We start from the raw sequence: 19,570 nt of genomic DNA on the forward strand, positions 1-19,570 counted from the left end.
AATTATGGCTCTAAAATCAAATTCACACTGAGTAATCGTACATGCTACTAAAAGACGTTCTAGTCGTTGACGACGAATCATTAATGCGGGAAGCCTTAGAACTGAGCTTGCGCGATGAATTCCGGGTAGTCAAAGCCTGCTCTGGAGCTGAAGCACTTGAATTGAGCGAACAGCAGGTATTCCCCGTCGTTGTACTTGATCTACGAATGGAGGGGCTCGACGGTATCGCCACCTTGAAAAAGCTTCGCCAAAAAGACGCGCATCAGAAAGTTGTGATATTGACAGCCCATCAATCCATGGATTCCGCGATTGAAGCAATCAATTTAGGTGCTCATAGTTACATGACTAAACCTTGTAATTTCCGTGAGCTTAGGTCAGTACTTTCTCAGGCCCATGATCGATACTTCGAAGAGCAACTGCGCACAGAAGAACTGAGAAAACGCTTACTTGAGATGCACGATGATCTCTTCTCATTGCTGTGTCACGAGTTCAATACTCCTCTGAATGGAATCATCGGATTTTCCTCCATTCTGGAAGATGAACTACAGGACAAAGAGAATAAGCATATGGCGGGATTGATTAAAAATTCCGCGGAGGATCTACACGGCGTTTTCGTGGAAATCCTTGATCATGTTCAAAGTAAATTGCCCGCACAACCAGAGGTCAAAGATTCCTTTACCCTGCTCGAACTAAACCAATACCTCAATTCGAAACGTGAGGAATGGAGACGCGAATTTGTGCTGGCTGGAAAGGACTGGCAAGGCCAACAGTCAGTCCGCGGATCCTTCCATTCGATCAAAGCAATCTTATCAAAATTGATACTAGCAAGTTGCCCGGAAAATGCACCTGCGCGAATAAATGTTCAAATGCTGAACAAACAACTAATCTTTAACGTGACCAATCTCAACCTAGAGTCACGCTTTGGTATACTTGAGGACCCGGATACAGTCTTTTCCCCCTATACCACTTCAAAATTTGCGCGCCGCAGCTTCGACTCCGGCGTAGGGCTGCACTTGGCGACCTCTAAGAACTTAGCCGAAACCGCAGGCATGGAATTGATCACAACGAGGAACGAAAACGGACTGATTGATATCCGCTTGAGCGCAGATATTTCAATATCTGCTTAATTTTCGTCTCCATATTTCTCCAGAGTATAGACAAACAATTCTTCGACTTTCTTACGAGCCCAAGGCGTACGCCGTAAGAACTTCAAGCTCGATTTGATAGATGGGTCATGAGTGAAACAACGCACCTCAATGCGAGCCCCCAGCCCCTCCCAGCCATAAAATTCCTGCAGGCTGATTAAAATTTTCTCAAGCGTCAGCCCGTGGAGTGGGTTATTCAATTGTTCTTTAGCCATCTTATTCTAAGCCAGCAGCAGGTCTTAAAGCAGCACTGGAGTCAAGCGAAGGAAATAAAATACGGGGCGGCCAGCCTATAACTATGTATCCAGCAACTGATCCAAAGCCACCGATACCGGCAATGAACCATCGCGTACAGCTGCAGCCATTTGCTCCATACGCGCTCCATGCTTAGCCGCAAAGCGATCCATCACAGCTGACTTCAAGAGCGAATCAAACCAATCTACATTTTGCTCACTGCGTCGTGTGTTAAAAACGCCGGTTTCCGTGAGTTGATCGCGAAAGCATTCTATCAAATTCCAAACTTTTTCAATTCCCTCCGAATGAAGCGCTGAACAGGTCATCGCCTTAGGCTTCCAACCTGGCGTAAAGGGATGTAGAAAATGCAGAACTTTCGTATACTCGACTTTAGCAAGTTGCGCACGCACCTTGTTGTCGCCATCTGCTTTATTCACAACGATCGCATCGGCGAGTTCAATGACCCCCTTCTTTATCCCCTGCAATTCATCGCCTGCACCGGCAATTTGTAATAACAAGAAAAAATCCGTCATGGTACGCACAGCTGTCTCACTTTGCCCCACACCAACGGTCTCAACCAAAACAACGTCGTATCCAGCCGCCTCACACAGCAGCAAGGCCTCACGGGTCCGTGCAGCCACTCCTCCCAGCGAGGCTCCAGAGGGCGATGGACGAATGAACGCATGCTCATGCCGAGATAAGTCCTCCATGCGTGTTTTATCACCCAAAATACTACCACCAGTGCGAGAACTACTAGGATCAACTGCCAACACTGCAACCTTCTTGCCCTGCTGACAAAGCATCATTCCCAGCGCTTCAATAAAAGTGCTCTTCCCTGCCCCCGGCGTACCAGTCAAACCGACACGCAGTGCCCCTCCCGTAAACGGAAGGATAGCCTGCATCAACTCACGAGCAGAAGCACGATGCTTGACAGCACGGCTTTCCACCAAAGTGATGGCTTGGGCCAGCGATGCTCGATCACTGGCACGAATGCCAGCAATGAGTTGCGAAATATCAGGTAGTGGACGCATGACTAAATCTTCATTCTAATCTAACTCATACTCTTAATCCACCACAATAAAAGATCAAGAGAACGTCGGGGCCCACTTGCCCTAGCACACGAGTCGATCAAACGCTAACTAGCATTCGTACGATACTGTTATCCACTCACGCAGTCTGAGTAAGTGAAGCCCCAACGTATAGAGAAATTACTTATTTCGAATATTTACTCGACCAATCAACGCCGCGCATATCCTTCTTTTGCATGAAAGCCTCATGCATCGCAAATGCGGTACGAAGGGTCTGTGGCGTATGCCCATCTTTAACGTCATCAAAGTAAGCGTGTAGCTGATCGCGATACTCAGGATGTGCGCACTTATCGACAATCTCACGTGCACGCTCTGCAGGGTCCTTACCACGTAAATCAGCAACCCCCTGATCAGTCACCAAGACTTGCACACTGTGCTCACTATGATCCAAATGAGCCACCATAGGAACGATGGTGCTAATTGCGCCTCCCTTAGCCACAGAGGGACATGTAAATATGGAGATGTATGCATTACGGGTAAAATCGCCCGAGCCTCCGATCCCATTCATCAAATTATTGCCCATCACGTGAGTGGAATTTATATTTCCCCAAATGTCCGCTTCAATTGCCGTATTAATCGAAATGATACCTAGGCGACGCACAATTTCCGGATGGTTTGAAATCTCCTGTGGACGTAATACCATGCGCTGTTTGAAGAACTCGAGGTCTTCATAAACTTCCTTCAATACAGGAGGAGATACAGTCAGCGAAGTGGCACTTGCAAACTTTACATCACCACTACGCATCAAACCGATCACGCTATCCTGCACAACCTCAGAATACATTTCGAAGGGAGGAATATTAGGATTTTCGCCTAATGCACCAAGTACGGCATTCGCGATATTTCCTACGCCAGATTGAATCGGCAAGAATTCTTTTGGAATGCGCCCAGCCTTAATTTCTTCGGCCAGGAAGATAGCCACGTTTTCACCAATACGCTTTGTCACCTCATCCGTATCTTTAAACCCACCCACTTCATCCGGACGGTTGGTCTTCACGATACCTATGATCTTCTCTGGATCCACTTTGAGCACTGGACTACCGCAGCGGTCGGAGCAACTATACAATGGAATCTCACGGCGATGCGGCGGATCCAGTGGTTCATAAATATCGTGCAGTCCCTGCAGCTCCGCGGGATGCGCTTCATTGAGTTCAATTAGAATTTTATCTGCAACATTACAAAATGTATTTGAGGCGCCCACACTAGTCGTGAGTACAATTTCACCCTCCTCACTGACCGAGGCAGCTTCCACAACTGCATACTTAACCTTGCCCAAAAAACCATAGCGTGCCGCCTGTGGTAACATTGATAAGTGCATATCATAAAAACAGGTCTCACCCTTATTAATCTGAACACGTAAATCTTTACAGCTCTGATAGGGAGTGCGGAAGAGCATCGCATTCGCACGCGCAAGCTCGCCATCCAGACTATCTCCGGTCGAAGCTCCAGTCACAACGCCGATCTTAAATGGACGTCCTTGTGCGTGTTCTTCGCTAGCGCGTGCAGCAATCGCAGTAGGAATGTCTTTAGCAGCACCTGCTGGAGTGAAACCACTAAATCCGATAATATCGCGGTCGTTAATAAGCGCAGCTGCCTCAGTGGCAGTAATAATTGGTATACTCGTTACGGTTGGCATAACTTTTTTCAGGTTAGATATTATATATTTTTATATGAAATGTTCTGACAGACTAAATGAAGACTAATGTGCGCCTCCAAACATCGTGAGGAAGAAGCCTGCAACTAGCGCAGTACCGATCACACCCGCGACATTTGGGCCCATTGCATGCATCAGCAAAAAGTTGCCAGGATCAGCCTTCTGGCCTTCAACTTGACTCACACGTGCAGCCATGGGCACAGCACTCACTCCCGCAGATCCGATGAGCGGATTGATCTTATTCTTGGAAAATACATTCATCAATTTAGCCATAAGAATCCCTGAAGCCGTCGCGACCGCAAAAGCCGCAACACCTAGCACTAGAATACCGAGTGTCTCTGTGCGCAAGAAGCGATCGCCAGTCATAGTGATACCTACACTCGTGCCAAGAAAGATAGTGATTATATTAATTAGCTCATTCTGCGCTGCTTTATTCAAGCGCTCAGTCACCTTACATTCACGTAAGAAGTTACCGAACATGAGCATACCGATCAACGGCGATGCTGGTGGAACCAAGAGAATACAGGCAATCGTCACAATCACACCGAACACCAGTTTCTCAAGGCGACTGACAGGCCGTAAACTTTTCATTCGTATCTTGCGCTCGCTTACTGTTGTTAGCCCGCGCATAATGGGGGGCTGAATCACCGGTACCAGTGCCATATAACTATACGCAGCCACCGCAATAGGTGCTAACAGTTCAGGCGCTAGAGCGTTGGCTAAGAAAATAGAGGTTGGACCATCGGCTCCACCAATAATTCCAATCGCTCCAGAGGCTCCAGCTGAAAAACCGAGAATTTGAGCGCCCATAAACGTGCCAAATACACCAAACTGTGCAGCCGCCCCGAGCAACAATACCCGTGGATTCGCAATGAGTGGTCCGAAATCAGTCAACGCGCCAACCCCAAGAAAGATTAGCGGAGGAAAGATCTCCAATAAAATACCCATCTGAATGTAGTGAAAAAGTCCCCCCGAATGATCACTATGTAACTCACCGATTGCTTGCCCTTTGACGACCTGATCGCCCGCTTGGACTGAATTACTCACAACACGTCCAGAGGCCTCCGCCCAAACCAATTCATCACTCAAGCGAAAACTCTGATCGTTTATTTTAATTTCGATCGGTTGCTTATCACTGGCCACCGCGTCTTGAACACGTAAGATATAAAGCAGACTACCTGCTCCATAGCCTTCGACCGCCTCGCCAGACAGAATCGATTGCAGCGTATCGGGGTCGAGTTCTCCCACGGTCTGAGGCATCACCTTTTCAACCGCATTCAAAGTGACTGACTGCCCTGCCTGGACAGACACATAGATAACTTCACCAGAATCCGGACTGCGCACAATTGATGCCGGTTTATTAATGATGCCCTGAGTAGGTAAATTGGCTAAAATTGCACCAAAGGCTATCGGCACAAGTAAAAGCGGTTCAAATTTCTTATAAACAGCTAGGTACAGAAGCACACCCACGACAGCCCACATGACAAGCATGCGCCAATCGAGGTAGCCAAATCCGGTGTTTCCATAGAGTCGATGAAGGAGATCGATCATTGTAGTGGTGGTGGTAAAATGAAGCGGGAAAGGATGAGAAAATGGAGACATTGTCGTGGTGGCTGTGACCACCACGACAACTTAGACAATATAGATTAAGCGACGTCGACCAGAGCCTGGCCTTCTTCAACACCGTCGCCGGCTTTGGCGTGGATGGCCGTGACTTTACCTGCAGCTGGTGCAGCCACAATGGTATTCATCTTCATCGCTTCCAAAGTAACGAGTTTTTGGCCTTCTTCCACCATGTCACCAATGTTGACATCGATCGACACAACAACCGCCGCTAAAGGACTCGCAACCGAACCTCCGGCCGCAGCAGTTGGCGCGGCTGCCTTAGGTTTAGGCGCAGCCACCGGTGCGGCCACTCGTGTACCGCCACCCGAACTCGCGCGGCGAGGCGCTGGTGCAACGCTTCCTTCATCAAGGATTTCAACTTCAACCTCGTAGGATTTCCCTTCGACTGTAACTTTTAAACGTTTCATAATGATTTATATTTTATAATTTTTTTTGTAATTTTTTAGCGAACTCTGTGCGACGAGAAGATTTGACGACGTCCTTCTTGAGCCCATCCTGGCCCAGTAGACTGGACGGAAACCACTCGATGTGGCCGATCCCCGATCACCGTGTGAACTGCTGCAGCAACGACTGCAAGAATTGCTGGATCTTCAGTATCATCACTACTCGCAGCACTTGCAATTGCAACTGTCGTGGATCCAGCGTCTGCAGATCCGGATGACTTCAAATTCGCCTCAACTGCTTTTTGAGCCGCTTCGGCTGCCTTAGCGGCATCACGAGCAGCCTGTTTAATAAAAAAAGCGCCGGTCATTGAAGTCACCGCAGCCAATAGCGCGAGGACGATCAAAACGAACAAGAAGCCGACGACCACGACACTTGCCGTGGATGGACTGCCCGTTGGCGCTGCAGCACTAATTTGTGCGAGCGTTGTGTAAATTGCAAACATGTGTATAAGCCTTTGGTTAAGTGCTAGAAATGACGGTTTATAGAGGAATGTTACCGTGCTTCTTAGGCGGACGCGTATCACGTTTGTTTAGAGTATTACGCAAAGCCAAAGCAATGGCAGGACGAGTTTGTGACGGTTCAATAACGTCAGTAATCATTGCATTAGAGGCGGCCTGATAAGGTGAAGAGAACTCATTGCGATAGGCTTCACAAAGTTCAGCTGCCTTAGCCTTGGGATCATCAGCTTCTTTAATTTCCTTACGGAAAAGAATTCTAGCTGCACCTTCTCCCCCCATTACAGCGATTTCTGCAGTCGGCCATGCAAAGACCATATCGGCACCAAGGTCTGCAGAACACATTGCAAGATAAGCACCACCATAAGCTTTACGCATAATCAGCGTGATCTTAGGCACAGTGGATGCCGCGTATGCGAATAGCATCTTTGCACCGTGACGAATAATTCCTCCCTGCTCTTGGGCAAGGCCTGGCATGAAGCCGGGCACGTCCACCAGTGTAACAATAGGAATATTATAAATGTTACAGGTACGGATGAAACGTGCCCCCTTATCGGAACTGTCGATATCGAGCGTGCCTGCTTTCACCATGGGATTATTAGCCACAATACCAACGACCAAGCCCTCAATACGCGCAAAACCAACTACAATATTACGAGCGAAGTCAGGCATAATTTCAAAAAAATCACCATCATCGACAAGACGATCAATCACAGCCATGACATCGAGGGCCTCTTTACCTGATGCAGGCACGATTTCATTCATTTGCAAATCCTCACTCATATCAAGATCTGGAAACTCGTGGGGAGGATCACTTATATTATTGCTGGGCAGAAAGGACAGCAATTTTGCAGTCAGTTCCATCGCATGCGAATCATCATCTGCAACCAAATGAATATTACCGGAGATACTCGCATGCGCGGCAGCTGAGGCAAACTGCTCTAATTGGGCCGTTTCACCCGTGGCTGACTTAATGACATCAGGGCCACAAATAAACATATTGGAGTTTTCCTTAGTCATGATGAGGAAATCCGTAAGTGCAGGCGAATAAGCCGCGCCTCCTGCACATGGCCCAGCAATCACGGCTACCTGTGGCACCACGCCCGAAAGGAGCACATTCTTGAAGAACACTTGACCATAACCACTCAGTGAATCCACGCCTTCTTGAATGCGTGCGCCTCCTGAGTCATTCACTCCCACCACTGGCATTCCAGCCTCGTGAGCAAAATCCATTAAATCGCAAATTTTCTTCGCGTGAATTCGCCCAAGTGATCCACCACTCACAGTGAAATCTTGCGCATACGCAGCCACCGCGCGCCCATCAACTAGACCAGAACCACAAACGACCCCATCATAAGGCAGGCTCTTTTTTTCCATACCAAAACGATGGCAGGAGTGCTGCGCATGCATGCCGAACTCTTGGAATGTACCTGGTTCAAAAAAGCTCTCAAGACGCTCACGGGCCCCCATCAGCCCTTTTTCTTTACGTTTCGCAAGCTTATCGGCACCCCCCGCATTACGGGCAGCTTTACGACGCTCTCTAAGATCTTCGAGTAGTTTAGGATCAATTGCCATAATTATTATTTGTTAGTTTTTATTCTTTAAATTCAAAATGCCGAGCGCTACTTGGCTTGACAAAATTCAGTTAGAACTCCATGAGTAGACTTGGGATGGAGAAATGCTACCAGCTTATTTGCCGCACCATCTATCGGGGTCTCATGAATCAACCGAACCCCGGCTTCGGATGCCCGTTTCAACTGGCCGGTAATACCATCTGTCGCGAAAGCAACGTGGTGAATCCCCTCCCCATTCTTCTCCAAGAACTTAGCGATGGGACTGTCCGGAGAAGTTGGCTCGAGCAACTCAATATGAACATCACCTGCTTCAAAGAAGGCTGTCTTCACTTTCTGCGACTCAACCTCCTCCTGACCATGGCAATGAAGCCCCAGAGCTTCTTCGTAATATTTAATGGATTCCTCGAGGTTATTCACCGCGATTCCCAAGTGATCGATATTTGTTATCATAAGCTATCCTTTTTGGTTTATGCAGCTAGAATTACAAATTAGTAGAACTTACGTCAATACAATTTTATATTAAATAAGCTTATTGACAAAGTAATACTAATTATCTTAGGTCTTAGCATCACATTTCTTAATCACTATGAAAACGGATAAACAAGCTACACAACCACTCCTCACCGAGTTTCCTGCGACCAGTGCTGAAGAATGGCGCGACGCTGCCGAAAAGCTGCTCAAAGGTAAGCCTTTCGATAAAGTAATGACACGCCAGACTCCAGAAGGCATTCGCCTGGAGCCAATTTTCCGCAAGGAAGTACTGGATGGGCTTTCAGCGGCTGAAACATTCCCCGGCTTCGACGGCTATTTGCGCGGCACATCAGCAACTGGCTACCAAAAGGAGCCATGGGAAATTGCGCAAGAACTCCCCTACGGCACTCCCATCGAATTTAACACCGCAGCGCGAGCCGATCTCATGCGTGGCCAAAATGCACTCAACGTGCTTTTAGATATTGCCACTCTAAAAGGACTCGATCCTGATTCGGCTCAATCGGGTGAGGTCGGCGCCTGCGGGCTCTCCCTCGCCTGCTTAAAGGACATTGAAGTCGCCTTCGACGAAATTATGCCAGAAGCGGTCAGCTTCCATTTCCGCACCGGTTGTTCCGGACTTTCTGTCGGCTCACTATTTTTCGCATGGTTAAAACAACAAGCAGTTGACCTAAAGAAGGTCAAAGGCAGCCTCGGCATGGATCCTATCGCAGTAAAAGCTGCAGCGGGGCAGGTGCCGGCGAAAATGTCCGAGCTACTCAGTGAACAAGCCATTATGGCAAACTACTGCGCTCAAGAGGCACCAGGCATCCGTGCAGTCGGCGTCTCCTCGCTGCCCTACCACCAAGCAGGCGCGTCAGCAGTCGAAGAGCTCGGAATCTGTCTAGCCACTGGGGTCACCTATCTCAATGAAATGATTGAGCGAGGACTGTCAGTCGACACCGCAGCACAACAAATTCGCTTCAGTTTCTGCATTGGTCCAAACTTCTTTATGGAGATCGCAAAGCTGCGTGCTGCGCGCGTGCTCTGGGCACAAATCGTTAAAGCTTTTGGTGGCAATGCAGAGTCTCAGAAGATCGTCATGCATGCACGCACGGGACTCTATAATAAAACACAAAAAGACCCCTACGTGAATATGCTCCGCACCACAACCGAAGCCTTGAGTGGTGCTATCGGCGGTGTTGACAGTATGTGCGTAGGGAACTTCGATGAAGTGTCTCGCCTGCCAGACGCCTTTAGCCGCCGCATCTCACGTAACACGCAGATCATCCTACAAGAAGAGTGTGAACTGACCTCAGTGGTCGATCCAGCCGGTGGCTCATGGGCCGTCGAATGGTTAACGAATGAAGTCAGCGAAAAATCATGGGAACTCTTCAAAGCAATCGAAGCTGAAGGCGGCATGACCGAAGCACTCAAAAACGGATATATCCACAAGACAATTAATGCCACAGCGAAACAGAACGAGGCACTCCTCGGCGCACGTCGCACCAGCTTAGTGGGCACAAATGTCTATCCAAATCTGGAAGAGAAAGAGCTCGAGACACGCATACCAGACTACGTCGTTGTACGTGATCAACGCGCCCGCGAAATCGCAGCGGCGCGCATGGAACTCGATGAAGCTGCAGACGCAACCGTCATGGAAGCACTGGGCAAGATTGTTGACTCTAGCGGAGAGGACTTACTTCCAATCCTGATACAAGCAGTCGAAGCAGGCGCCACTATCGGCGAAATTAGCAAAACGATCCGCGCCACCGTACATCCAGACGATGCTATAACCCCACTACCAACAACACGCCTCGCAAGTAAATACGAAGCCCTGCGTGCGGCCTCTGCTCGATTTGCTGAGAAAACTGGACGCGCTCCAGCGATCTTCTTGACCAACTTAGGCCCCCTCCGTCGCCACAAGGCACGCGCCGACTTCACCAAGGGTTTCTTCCAGTCCGGCGGATTTGAGGTAATGTCACCGACAGGATTTGAATCCCCCCAAGACGCCGTTGCCGCTCTCGCAGAATCTAAAGCAGGGATCACCGTGGTCTGCGGCACTGACGACGACTACGCAGAAAAGTTTGCAGACTATGCACAAGCCATCAAAGCAGCACTTCCAGAGATGCAGGTCATCCTTGCCGGCTATCCTGGAGAGAAAGAAGCTGCCTACAAGGAAGCCGGAATGGATGACTACATCTTCATAAAGTCCGACAACTACGAACTCAACCGTCGCTACCTTACGGGGCTGGGCGTTCTCTAATAAACTGGTCAATAAACAACTGTAAACCGATCAACTTTAAGAAAATGAAACCTGATTTCAAAAACATCAGCTACGAAGCACCCAAGCCAGCCGCCACACGGGAACAATGGGCAGCTCAAGTAGAAAAAGAAACCGGCAAGTCCGTCAAAGAGCTCGTGACCGAAACCATGGAGCAAATCGACGTCGATCCGCTCTATGGTAAGGATGCTTATCAAGGTATGGAGCACCTCGACTACACTGCTGGGGTGGCCCCCTTCCTACGTGGCCCATACGCCACCATGTATGCCTTCCGTCCTTGGACCGTGCGTCAATACGCCGGCTTCTCCACTGCGGAAGAGTCCAACGCCTTTTACCGCCGCAACATTGCCGCGGGGCAACAAGGCCTCTCGGTCGCCTTCGACCTCGCCACTCACCGTGGCTACGACTCCGACCACCCTCGCGTGACCGGGGATGTTGGTAAGGCCGGTGTTGCCATCGACTCGATCCTGGACATGAATGTGCTCTTCGATCAAATCGACCTCAGCAAGGTGTCTGTCTCTATGACGATGAACGGTGCGGTGCTGCCCGTGCTGGCCTTCTACATCCTGGCCGGTCTGGAACAAGGCTGCAAACTGGAAGAGCTCGCCGGCACCATTCAGAACGACATTTTAAAAGAGTTCATGGTGCGTAACACCTACATCTATCCGCCCACACCATCGATGCGGATCATTGGCGACATCTTCGAGTTCACCTCGCAAAAGATGCCCAAGTTCAACTCGATCTCCATCTCTGGCTACCACATGCAAGAAGCCGGTGCCACTGCCGACCTTGAGATTGGTTACACCTTGGCTGACGGTCTGGAATACCTCCGAACCGGCACCGAAGCAGGCCTCGATATCGACGCCTTCGCACCACGCCTCTCCTTCTTCTGGGCCATCGGTAAGAACTACTTCATGGAAATCGCCAAGATGCGCGCTGCGCGCTGCCTCTGGGCGAAACTGGTCAAGCAGTTCAACCCCAAGAACCCGAAGTCACTGGCACTGCGCACACACTCCCAAACCTCCGGCTGGTCACTCACCGAGCAAGATCCGTTCAACAACGTGACACGGACCTGCATCGAGGCCATGGCCGCTGCTTGTGGACACACCCAATCGCTCCACACCAATGCCCTGGACGAAGCCATTGCTCTGCCGACCGACTTCTCTGCACGTATTGCGCGCAACACCCAGCTCTTCCTACAAGAAGAGACTGGCATGACTAGCTTCATCGACCCATGGGGTGGCAGCTACTATGTCGAAGCGCTCACTAAGGAGCTCATGGACAAAGCCTGGGCGCACATCCAAGAGTGTGAACAATACGGCGGCATGACCAAGGCGATCGAAGAAGGCATTCCAAAACTTCGGATCGAAGAAGCCGCCGCACGTCGCCAGGCACGGATCGACTCCGGCAAGGAAACCATCGTGGGCCTCAACAAGTATCGCCTCGAAAAAGAAGACCCACTGGAGATCCTCGACATCGACAACACCGCCGTGCGCGATTCACAAATCGAACGTCTCAAGAAGCTCAAAGCAGAGCGTGACAACGACGCCTGCCAAGCCGCCCTCAAGGCGATCACCCACAGCATGGAAACCGGCGAAGGCAACTTGCTGGAGCTGGCAGTCGAAGCCGCACGCTGCCGTGCCTCACTCGGAGAAATCTCCGATGCCGTCGAAAACGTCGTCGGTCGCTACCGCGCCAAAATACGTTCGATTAGCGGTGTATATGCCAAAGAATTCGGCACCACTCAAGTTATGGAAGACGTCAAAACACTCATCGAAAAATTCGAAACTGAAGAAGGCCGTCGCCCTCGCATCATGATTGCAAAGATGGGTCAAGACGGTCACGACCGTGGCGCGAAAGTCGTGGCCACCGGCTACGCCGACCTTGGCTTCGACGTGGACATCGGCCCCCTCTTCCAAACTCCGGAAGAGACCGCGCGCCAAGCCGTGGAAAACGATTGCCACCTAGTCGCGATGTCTTCACTCGCAGCGGGTCACAAGACCCTACTGCCCGAACTAATTGCCGAACTCAAAAAACTCGGACGAGGTGACATCATGGTCGTCTGTGGTGGGGTGATTCCCGCTCAAGATTACGATTACCTCTACGAGCATGGGGCCAAAGCCATCTTTGGACCCGGCACAGTCATCCCCGAATCCGCGAAGAAGATGCTTGAGCTTCTGCTCGCTGAGTAATCAGCCAACAACCCAACTCCTCAAGCCCCCGACGAAAGTCGGGGGCTTTTTTAGCCGTCACCATAGGAAAAACAGCACTATTTAGTCGCCCCTTAAAAAGTTAAATCTAACTGTCTATCAACTTGATGCGTCAGATAGATTTGTTTTAATCGACCAGTAAACTCGCTGAAACGCTAAAAAACTGGTCATTTACTTTTAAAGCAGTTGGAGAATCTATCCGACGAACGAGTCTGCGCGGCCTGGGCACGCGATCCTTACATGCAATATTTTTGCGGCGAACTTTACTCGGCTCTTAAAGCCGCATAGTGCTTTTTAAGGCACGACTAGTTAAGTCAACCCGTGGCCTCAAATTCTGTTTCGGGGTTCGATCTTCACGTAGCCTCGGTTCAGAGAACCGAGGCTACGTGAAGAAGGTCCTGAAGGGGGGCAAACCTATTTGAAAGCGGTATCAGTCACCTTCCATTACATTGCGGGCAAGCCTGCGGCTTACCATCTACGTGATGGTCGCGCTTCATCAGCGCTGTAGTCACGTATGTTTATACGCTCCCTTGCCCTTTGGTTGCGGAGCCCACATCTCATCGTTATTGCATAGTTTGGGTTCCATCAAGGCTCAATCGGGAACCTAACACTATCTGGTGAACATTATGATCTAATGTTTAACGATGGGGAGCGCTGCGTCCATTTTCAACTTGCTTTTGCAGTAAGGTTTTTAGCTCCTTTGCTTTACTCGGCTCCTTTTTGATGAGGTTGTGGATTTGCTGTGGATCATCCGCGAGATTGAAGAGTTCACCTTCAGGGGCTGGGAATGCGGCAGAGCGCATTTCGCGAAACCAATCCAGTTCAGGAGTACTGTTTCCGACTCCGTTCATGTAAGTCCATTCACCGCGCGAGATCAATAGGTTTCCGCTGGCAGACCGACATAAGATATCCTCACGCTGCCCGCCCTTACCTTGAAGCACTGGTAAGAAAGAAATACTATCTTCGGCGGCCTCGTTGGGTAGTGCCTGCTCTAGGATTTCCGCTATGGTGGCAAAGACATCGACCTGGCTAATCAGTTCTTCCGTAGCGCCGGGTTCGATCTGCCCCGGCCACGAGACGATGAAAGGAGTACGGTGCCCTCCCTCCCATAGATCACGTTTGAGCCCTCGCCAAGTGCCCATGCTAAAGTGGGCATACTTGCTGATACGTGGATAGGCGACGCGCTCTGGACCATTATCGGAAGCGAAAATGACTAGGGTATTCTCCCGCAACCCATTGCGAGACAATGCGTCTATAATTTCCCCCACGGACCAGTCTAGCTGGTAGACAAAATCTCCGTAGAGGCCAGCTTCACTCTTCCCAATAAATTGCGGGGACACCGCCAAGGGCAAATGAGGAATATGTGGGGCGTAATAAATGAAGAACGGTGCATCGGACTGTTGATTAAATCGAGCTTCGCTCTGCTCTGAAGCTTTTTTGGAGTCAATGTAATCGACGGTGTTTTTCAAGTAGTCCAATTGCGCTTGCACCATGTCAAACTCTGAAAAATTTGGACCTCCGTTTCGAGCGATACCATTCTCGAAATGCCACCGTCCCCCATCCGTAAAAGGATGTTGAAAGTCACCGTCATAGTCTGTCCCTTCGTAATACTCGTAACCATACCAATAGTGAAGTGCTTCATAGGTAAAGCCGAAAGGCTTCCCCGCGAATATCGCTTTGGAGTAATCAATTGCAGTAGGCGTTGGATCATATCCCTTGCGTCCTGGTTTGGCCGCAGCGGCCCAGTCGGCCCCTAAGCCCCACTTGCCGATCGCCGCGGTGTCATAACCAGCATCTCGCAGCATTGATGGCAGTGTCATTCGTTCGGGATCGATTTCAGGTTGGGCGCCTGGAAGCGGGTTGTTTTGCTCGACCCCGACCCGACGCCCAAAATACCTCCCCGTCAGAATGCCGTAACGACTAGGCGAACAGATCGTATCTGGGGAGTGTGCATTGGTAAAAAGCAAGCCACTGCCAGCAAGTCGATCCAAATTGGGAGTTGGAATACGAGAACCGGAATTGTAGCACCCCAAGTCGCCAAAGCCGAGGTCATCGGCATAGATGATTACAATGTTAGGCGGTGTGGGATTGCCACTAGCGATGCTTAAACTGATTGTGAAGAGACTCAGTAAAATCAGTGTAGTTTTTACGACCTGCGGATGTTTATAAGCGATATATCGTTTCACAATATTAATGGTTGGCCTGAAAACGCTGAAAAACGAGTATGGGGTAATAGTCGTTAGCTTATAACACGCCTCACTCCCGACATAATTGTCACTTCAACTCGCAGACTCATCCACACTAGCGGCAGAATCGGCAGCACTGCCACGTCGAGCCTCTAAGTCGACACGAATCTTCATCATCTTCTCTTTTGTCAAAGGGTACTTCCTAAGGAAGAATAAAGCCACTGCGTATCCAAAGATAGGAAATCCAACATAGACCCACTTCATAGTTGTCAGTGTCAACTCAGGCTGAGCTGGCAGTTCCGCATCAAAGCCAGTAGCACTCAAGGCGAAGCCGCCTAACAAGGCACCAATCGTGCCTGCTGCCTTCGAAAGAAATGAAATAATCGCGGCGAGCGCGCCCTCTCTGCGGTAACCGTTTTTATGCTCATCTGCGTCGGCGACATCGGCCAAGATCGACCCCAGCAGTAGCCAAAATGTGCCCACACCCACTGCATTCAAAGAAACGGGAATTAGGGTCAACCAAGGCATAACAGGTGTCACTAGCAGGATTGCCATAAACCAACCAATCAGCGCGATACTAATACCAAACGTGGCCACTTTCTTCTTATCAGCTTCTGCAAAATAACGACTAATCGTGAGCACCGTAATCAGCCCAATGATCGATCCAAGACTGCCGATCCAACCAAAAAATGAGCCTCCCATCGCCTTAGAGCCGTCGAAGAGGTAATAGACCCCTAAGTGTGTGCCAAAAAGCATGTAAACCTGCCCTGCAAAAATACAGCTTAAGGCGACCATACAAACAAGTAAGTAGGTCTTATTGGTAAAAGTAAGCTTGAGAGTTTCTTTAAAGCTTTGCCGACCTTCACTGGATGCAATCGCTTTATGGCGCTCTTTACAAAAAAGTGCGGGCATCATTCCGAAAACAATAAATCCAAATCCAAACAAGATACCGACCATGCGAAGCCCTTGTGCCTCATCCTCCCAAACCTCCATTTGCGTAAGGGCGAACATCCAAGGCAATATCAGCAAAGTAATTTTGACCGTGACTGAAAACCAAGTCATCAAACGAGTGCGCTCCGAATAATCCGCAGTAAGCTCCCAACCCAATGCATCTGTCGGCACTGTCATCATCGTAAAACCAGTATAAAATAACATACTAAAACCGATGAAGTAGATGGTTTTGGCCGTATCCGACCAGTCAGGTCTGGCTTGCCAAAGCAGCATAAACATGATGCCCCCCAAGATGGCACCAACAAAAATCCACGGACGACGACGCCCCCAACGACTCCGCGTATTATCAGACAACCAGCCTACTAGTGGGTCCGTAATCCCGTCATATATACGCATCAGTGCAAAAACCACACCAATCAAAGCAGGATCGAGGCCCAAGATGATCCCGTAAGCCGGAAAGGCAAACATGTTCATCCCGTTGTTACCGAGTTGTTGAGCGAAGGCTCGAATGCCGTAGGCAAACTTCTCCTTAGTCGGAATTCTATCAGCTAGAGCGGTCGTATTGGTTCGGCGCTTCATTTATTTATAATTTATTTGTCTTCAATAAAGTGAACAGAAGCTTGCTGCGCTTCTTTAGGATTAGGAACAACAGGAATAGAGAGTAAAAGTTGATCCTCGCTTAAATAGAGTCGTCCATCTTGTAGTTTAGCTCGCGTAGTCATTGTCGAAAGATCTTCAAATTGATTAGTTATAGCGAAGCTAAATCCTAGTGCAGCAACATTGATTTCAGCGAGAGAGAAAGACTGTTTAGGACCATCATAAAGAACCAGATCTAACCAAGTCACCTTTCCATCACTCCCAGTTTCCCAGTGTGCTTCATAAGATTGAAGCTTCGCAAAAGGTGATTGCAAACGCAGATACATACCATTCGCTTTAACTACTACGGGCTCATTAACAGAATCCGGCAACTTTACTTCTGCCTCGTTTGCGCTGCCCCCCAACTCAAAACGCAATCGCAAGCTCTTGGCATCAAATCGACCACTCCGAATTGCATCTTGGAATAAATGTCGATCTCCACCGTTTGTAGAAAAATTGAGAGCTGCTAAAACTCTATTCTTCTCTTGTGCACTGAAAAAATTAACTGATGAGAAATCATAATCATCTTTCATAAAGCGAGTGCGCAAATAGGCTGGATCTTCACTATTCCCCCAAAAAACTTGAAGGTTACGGCGTTGCTCCCACATATCACCCCGATTGACAGTGCCGATGCTATATTCAGGAGTTAACCACGTGGTTCCGATGACATCAGGCATCCAATCGTAAGCAGACTTTTCAAATCGCTCAACCACTTCACGCGGTTCATCAAGAATTGTGAAATACGAATGTAGTGATTCGGGGATTTCACTGAATAATCGGTGCTCAAAACCAGCTTGGAATGAGGATAGATCAGTTGTCGGCTTAAATTGTCCACTCAGTCCACTATCAATCATGGCCTGATACCCCTCCGGTAAGAGCTCCTGATAAGATCGACTATTGGGCCCTGACCACTGCCGTGTCGGAGGGTGAAACCGAACAGCCGCATGTTTCCATGCCATATAATACAACTGATCGACGATTTTCAGTGCACGCGGATCGCGGACATAACTACGCACGCGCTGGAGTGCATTAATGACAACAGTGAGATAGTTAGGACTATTGTATTCAGTAAAACTACCTTGATCCACCGTATAATCCAAAATCTTCTTCGCTTTGGCTAATCCATATGCCTTCACATCTTTCATGTCATAGGCATCACCTGCAACCAATGTCACAACCAATGACATCATTGCTGGGTTCGTATAGGTAACAGTAATATCACGATGCATAACAGAAACTGCTGCATGTTTTATAGCGACATCGATTCGTTCCTTAAGTGCATCTGGAATACGGTCACCATGTACAAAACGAATCCCGATCAATGCGATACCAAGAAAGTCGGCGGTATTACCATCGACCCTCTGCATGTCTTCCATACTGATTTCAAGGAAATCGGGCCACAGTCCATAGTGACGATCTGTTGGATCGGTATTTTGATACTGTAGCACCACATCGATAATATCTAGTGCACGCTGGCGATAGGCTTCATCGCCTGAATCCATCAAAGTCACGGCGTACTCAAGACTCCAACGAATTGAATGCATCGGAGTCGTAATAAAATTAGTTTTAAATTTTGCTTTCGGCTTTGGGATCAAAAGAAGCTTTTTCTCAGAATCATAGGGAAAACGCCACGCGTCGACAACCTGAACTAAATGCGCTTTTTGTTCCTCACTGAGTGGGAAGAGTGAGGGTTTTCCAATTTTTTCAGTGTGGACAACTGTTTCCTCACTCACCACGGGATCATCCACCTGAGCACCTTTTACGTAAGCACAAATTGATTCAATTGAACAATCGGTCGATCCGCTCATACGGAGATACACTTCCGACCATTCACTGGCATTGGATGTGTCTCCAATATCTGCAGTCTTTTGAGTTTGTTCAGCGTCGAAATATACTTGTTCAAACGAATCGTCCCCCTTCGTCAAATTCTGAACCCAAACTTGGGCTAGACCGGTTTGCAAATCCCATTCACTGCGCAAGCGCACTCGGTCGTTCCCTGTCGTTAAGGGTTCGCCAGACACATTCACACCAAAACTTTTTGAACCACTATAAGTCGCCCCACGCACATGCACTCCCTTATGACTAATACCAAAATATGCGGTGGGCTCTCGAGGCACGTTTTTGCCTATACCAAAAAATAGTCCATAATTGGATTCAATATCCCCATTGACTACCATTTCCAAAATAATGACATCATCTGAGTCTAAATCAAAAAGCTGATTTGGAAGCTCAACCTGGTGATCTGGGCCATATTTTAAACTACGAAGAGAAACACTCTCCCCCTCATCGACAATAACAGGCGACACATGTATTCGCGTGCTCTTCCAACCATTCTGTCCAGCTAGAAAACCTGCATTATAGCCCTCATCAAAGTCTTCGCGATAAAACTCCCCCGCAGCGGAAACTGTCGCGTTGAAAGTGTAAAACAACGTGCTGACCACATAAAAGCATTTCGTAAACGAATTAAAAGATCTGAACATAATTGATTAAATTGAAGGGCTATATAGCCCTATATAAGTAAAATAAGAATGCTGCTGATTTAAGAGATCAAACTTTGCGATCTGAAAAAAGCACACCTGCATACGACCTTGCCCCAATACAAAACGCTCTTCGTA

Annotated in this window: 14 protein-coding genes and 1 pseudogene; 4 read left to right on the forward strand and 11 right to left on the reverse strand. The window is 48.8% G+C overall.

Annotated elements, in window-relative coordinates; translation table 11 throughout:
- The first annotated feature begins 41 nt into the window (after window positions 1-41).
- Window positions 42-1,127 carry a response regulator gene (locus QEH59_RS06605; protein WP_308984573.1) on the forward strand — a complete coding sequence of 362 codons (1,086 nt, stop codon included), beginning with the start codon at window positions 42-44 and terminating at the stop codon, window positions 1,125-1,127.
- Here QEH59_RS06605 and QEH59_RS06610 read toward each other — a convergent pair.
- From QEH59_RS06610 to mce, 8 genes are all read right to left on the reverse strand, one after another.
- A complete protein-coding gene (locus QEH59_RS06610; RefSeq protein WP_308984574.1) occupies window positions 1,124-1,360 on the reverse strand; it encodes a VF530 family protein in 237 nt (78 codons plus the stop codon). The genes QEH59_RS06605 and QEH59_RS06610 overlap by 4 nt on opposite strands.
- Window positions 1,361-1,441: 81 nt before the next feature.
- Complete coding sequence (meaB, locus tag QEH59_RS06615) at window positions 1,442-2,410, reverse strand: methylmalonyl Co-A mutase-associated GTPase MeaB (RefSeq protein ID WP_308984575.1); 969 nt, start codon at window positions 2,408-2,410, stop codon at window positions 1,442-1,444.
- 181 nt (window positions 2,411-2,591) lie between these two features.
- Complete coding sequence (locus tag QEH59_RS06620) at window positions 2,592-4,103, reverse strand: butyryl-CoA:acetate CoA transferase (RefSeq protein WP_308984576.1); 1,512 nt, start codon at window positions 4,101-4,103, stop codon at window positions 2,592-2,594.
- A 63-nt stretch (window positions 4,104-4,166) separates the two neighbouring features.
- The gene (locus QEH59_RS06625; RefSeq protein WP_345785332.1) at window positions 4,167-5,723 is read right to left on the reverse strand and encodes a sodium ion-translocating decarboxylase subunit beta; all 1,557 of its coding nucleotides are present in this window, start codon (window positions 5,721-5,723) and stop codon (window positions 4,167-4,169) included.
- A gap of 44 nt (window positions 5,724-5,767) precedes the next feature.
- Window positions 5,768-6,154 (reverse strand): biotin/lipoyl-containing protein, encoded by a 387-nt coding sequence (locus QEH59_RS06630; RefSeq protein ID WP_308984578.1) that lies wholly within the window; start codon window positions 6,152-6,154, stop codon window positions 5,768-5,770.
- A gap of 35 nt (window positions 6,155-6,189) precedes the next feature.
- Entirely contained in the window at window positions 6,190-6,633 is a 444-nt protein-coding gene (locus QEH59_RS06635) for an OadG family transporter subunit (protein ID WP_308984579.1), read from the reverse strand.
- A gap of 37 nt (window positions 6,634-6,670) precedes the next feature.
- On the reverse strand, window positions 6,671-8,221 hold the full coding sequence (locus QEH59_RS06640) for an acyl-CoA carboxylase subunit beta (RefSeq protein ID WP_308984580.1): 1,551 nt from the start codon (window positions 8,219-8,221) through the stop codon (window positions 6,671-6,673).
- Window positions 8,222-8,268: 47 nt separating this feature from the next.
- The gene (gene mce, locus QEH59_RS06645; RefSeq protein WP_308984581.1) at window positions 8,269-8,670 is read right to left on the reverse strand and encodes a methylmalonyl-CoA epimerase; all 402 of its coding nucleotides are present in this window, start codon (window positions 8,668-8,670) and stop codon (window positions 8,269-8,271) included.
- Window positions 8,671-8,806: 136 nt separating this feature from the next.
- On the opposite strand from mce, the gene QEH59_RS06650 reads away from it, so the two are divergent.
- The 3 genes and pseudogenes from QEH59_RS06650 to QEH59_RS06660 form a co-directional block, all read left to right on the forward strand.
- The gene (locus tag QEH59_RS06650) at window positions 8,807-10,954 is read left to right on the forward strand and encodes a methylmalonyl-CoA mutase family protein (protein ID WP_308984582.1); all 2,148 of its coding nucleotides are present in this window, start codon (window positions 8,807-8,809) and stop codon (window positions 10,952-10,954) included.
- Between the two features lie 44 nt (window positions 10,955-10,998).
- Window positions 10,999-13,164 carry a methylmalonyl-CoA mutase gene (scpA, locus tag QEH59_RS06655; protein ID WP_308984583.1) on the forward strand — a complete coding sequence of 722 codons (2,166 nt, stop codon included), beginning with the start codon at window positions 10,999-11,001 and terminating at the stop codon, window positions 13,162-13,164.
- 183 nt (window positions 13,165-13,347) lie between these two features.
- Window positions 13,348-13,443: pseudogene (locus QEH59_RS06660) on the forward strand (transposase); the annotation flags it as partial.
- A gap of 377 nt (window positions 13,444-13,820) precedes the next feature.
- Here QEH59_RS06660 and QEH59_RS06665 read toward each other — a convergent pair.
- The 3 genes from QEH59_RS06665 to QEH59_RS06675 form a co-directional block, all read right to left on the reverse strand.
- Window positions 13,821-15,368, reverse strand: a complete 1,548-nt coding sequence (locus QEH59_RS06665; protein WP_308984584.1) for a sulfatase family protein — start codon at window positions 15,366-15,368, stop codon at window positions 13,821-13,823.
- A 93-nt stretch (window positions 15,369-15,461) separates the two neighbouring features.
- The gene (locus QEH59_RS06670) at window positions 15,462-16,898 is read right to left on the reverse strand and encodes an MFS transporter (RefSeq protein ID WP_308984585.1); all 1,437 of its coding nucleotides are present in this window, start codon (window positions 16,896-16,898) and stop codon (window positions 15,462-15,464) included.
- 11 nt (window positions 16,899-16,909) lie between these two features.
- Window positions 16,910-19,435 (reverse strand): hypothetical protein, encoded by a 2,526-nt coding sequence (locus QEH59_RS06675; RefSeq protein ID WP_308984586.1) that lies wholly within the window; start codon window positions 19,433-19,435, stop codon window positions 16,910-16,912.
- Window positions 19,436-19,570: the final 135 nt, after the last annotated feature.

Origin of the sequence: Thalassobacterium sedimentorum (assembly GCF_031127905.1) — a bacterium.
GTDB classification, from domain to species: Bacteria; Verrucomicrobiota; Verrucomicrobiia; order Opitutales; family Coraliomargaritaceae; genus Thalassobacterium; species Thalassobacterium sedimentorum.

Excerpts from the sequence above, each read along its gene's own strand:
- QEH59_RS06605 (WP_308984573.1), top strand. The coding sequence starts at position 42 with ATGCTACTAAAAGACGTTCTAGTCGTTGACGACGAATCATTAATGCGG.
- QEH59_RS06610 (WP_308984574.1), bottom strand. The coding sequence starts at position 1,360 with ATGGCTAAAGAACAATTGAATAACCCACTCCACGGGCTGACGCTTGAG.
- meaB (WP_308984575.1), bottom strand. The coding sequence starts at position 2,410 with ATGCGTCCACTACCTGATATTTCGCAACTCATTGCTGGCATTCGTGCC.
- QEH59_RS06620 (WP_308984576.1), bottom strand. The coding sequence starts at position 4,103 with ATGCCAACCGTAACGAGTATACCAATTATTACTGCCACTGAGGCAGCT.
- QEH59_RS06625 (WP_345785332.1), bottom strand. The coding sequence starts at position 5,723 with ATGTCTCCATTTTCTCATCCTTTCCCGCTTCATTTTACCACCACCACT.
- QEH59_RS06630 (WP_308984578.1), bottom strand. The coding sequence starts at position 6,154 with ATGAAACGTTTAAAAGTTACAGTCGAAGGGAAATCCTACGAGGTTGAA.
- QEH59_RS06635 (WP_308984579.1), bottom strand. The coding sequence starts at position 6,633 with ATGTTTGCAATTTACACAACGCTCGCACAAATTAGTGCTGCAGCGCCA.
- QEH59_RS06640 (WP_308984580.1), bottom strand. The coding sequence starts at position 8,221 with ATGGCAATTGATCCTAAACTACTCGAAGATCTTAGAGAGCGTCGTAAA.
- mce (WP_308984581.1), bottom strand. The coding sequence starts at position 8,670 with ATGATAACAAATATCGATCACTTGGGAATCGCGGTGAATAACCTCGAG.
- QEH59_RS06650 (WP_308984582.1), top strand. The coding sequence starts at position 8,807 with ATGAAAACGGATAAACAAGCTACACAACCACTCCTCACCGAGTTTCCT.
- scpA (WP_308984583.1), top strand. The coding sequence starts at position 10,999 with ATGAAACCTGATTTCAAAAACATCAGCTACGAAGCACCCAAGCCAGCC.
- QEH59_RS06670 (WP_308984585.1), bottom strand. The coding sequence starts at position 16,898 with ATGAAGCGCCGAACCAATACGACCGCTCTAGCTGATAGAATTCCGACT.
- QEH59_RS06675 (WP_308984586.1), bottom strand. The coding sequence starts at position 19,435 with ATGTTCAGATCTTTTAATTCGTTTACGAAATGCTTTTATGTGGTCAGC.